General features: G+C 68.4%; 2 protein-coding genes. One reads left to right on the forward strand and one right to left on the reverse strand.

Annotated elements, in window-relative coordinates; all coding sequences use genetic code 11:
• Positions 1–465, forward strand: a 465-nt coding sequence (locus ACLML9_RS28700) for an NlpC/P60 family protein (protein ID WP_411948422.1), incomplete at its 5' end; no start/stop codon positions are given.
• Between the two features lie 33 nt (positions 466–498).
• On the opposite strand, the gene ACLML9_RS28705 is transcribed toward ACLML9_RS28700, so the two are convergent.
• Positions 499–1,374 (reverse strand): UTP--glucose-1-phosphate uridylyltransferase, encoded by an 876-nt coding sequence (locus tag ACLML9_RS28705; RefSeq protein ID WP_030523833.1) that lies wholly within the window; start codon positions 1,372–1,374, stop codon positions 499–501.
• Positions 1,375–1,653: the final 279 nt, after the last annotated feature.

Consider the following 1,653-nt stretch of genomic DNA (forward strand, 5'->3'; position numbering starts at 1 on the left):
GCCGTTGGGGCCGTCGCCGCCGCCCCCGGGTGGGCGCAGACCGGAAGCGGGGCCAGTGGATCGGCCTCCGGATCCGGATCGCTCAGCGCCAGTGGATCGGCCGCGTTACCGGTCTCCAGCAGCAACGGACTCGGCGCGCTGGCCGCCGCGACCTCGCAGACCGGGAAGATGTACGAATGGGGCGCCACCGGCCCGGATACCTGGGACTGCTCCGGTCTCGTCCAGTGGGCTTTCCGTCAGGTGGGCGTCATGCTGCCGCGCACCACGTGGGAGCAGGCCGAAGTGGGTGCCTCGGTGCCGCGGTACGCGCTCTCGCCGGGTGATGTGATCATCATCAACTCCGACGCCTCCCATGTCGGGATCTACGCCGGGTTCGGCCAGGTGCTCAATGCCTACGGCGCCGGCGTACCGGTCGGGCTCAGCCCGCTCGACCAGTTCTACATCTACAGCATCCGCCGTTTCTGAGGCCGCGGCGGCAGCGTCGCCGCCGAACCGTGCTCAGTCGACCTGCCGGCGCAGCAGTGGCCCGTAGTCGGGGTGGGCCAGCGCCGAGGCGAACTGCGCGATGAGATAGTCGCCGGGGTTTCCTGTGTCGTACCAGCGGCCCTGGATGACCTGCCCGTAGACCGCATGGTTGGCGGCATAGGCGTTGATGGAATCGGTCAGGTAGACCTCGCCGGTACGGTGGGTGTACCAGTCCTCCGTCTGCGCCCGCAGTTCGTCGATGATCCCCGGCGTCACCACGTAGCCGCCGATCGCGGCGAAGGCCGAGGGGGCATCCTCGGGTTTGGGTTTCTCCACCAGGCCCGATATGCGCAGTAGGCCGTCGTCCAGGTCCTCCCGGACCACCGGGACACCGTAGCGCTGCGATTCGTTCGGATTCATCGGCATCAGTGCCAGTACCGGGCAGCCCGTCGATTCGTAGGCGCGGATCAGTTGCTGCGCTCGTGGTTCCTCGGCGACGAAGACGTCGTCGGGCCACAGCACCAGCATCGGTTCGTCGGCGGCGGTACGGGCCGCGTTGAGGACCGGGGTCCCGTTCCCATAAGGGCCGTGCTGATCGAGATAGGTGATGTGACCCAGCCGGGACAGTTCGCCGACCTCTTCCACCGCGTCCGCGTAGGCGGTCTTGCCGTCGGCACGCAGCTGGGCCACCAGGGCGGGATTGGGCCGGAAATGATCCTGGATCAGTGATTTTCCGCCGCTGACCACAATGGTGATATCGGTGATCCCGGAGGCCACCAGCTCACGTACCGTGTGCTCGATCACCGGCTTGTCGCCGACCGGCAGCATCTCCTTGGGGATCGCCTTGGTCAGCGGTAGCAGGCGGGAACCGATACCGGCAGCGGGAATGACGGCCTTACGGATCTTCATCGTCCGATCATCACATACCCGTCAGCCGGGGCGCGGTATCCCGGCCCGGTCCCGCGATCCCGGAAACGCCGGGTGGCCGGGTCGATCGTGGCGCGCGGGCCGCCCGGCGGCAAGGCCCGGTGACAGGCCGGCGGCCGCAGAGAACTCCCGGCAACCGGGCGGGATCGGTCCACATCTCTTCTCCTGTCGGTACGGCCGCGTACATTCTGCGCTCATGGACTCCACGGTCAGGGACAGCGGCCGCGGCGGGAGCGGCCGCTGCCGGGTGCCGCCGTGGTG

The sequence above is a fragment of the Nocardia sp. NPDC002869 genome (genome assembly GCF_046764065.1).
GTDB lineage: Bacteria > Actinomycetota > Actinomycetes > Mycobacteriales > Mycobacteriaceae > Nocardia > Nocardia rhamnosiphila.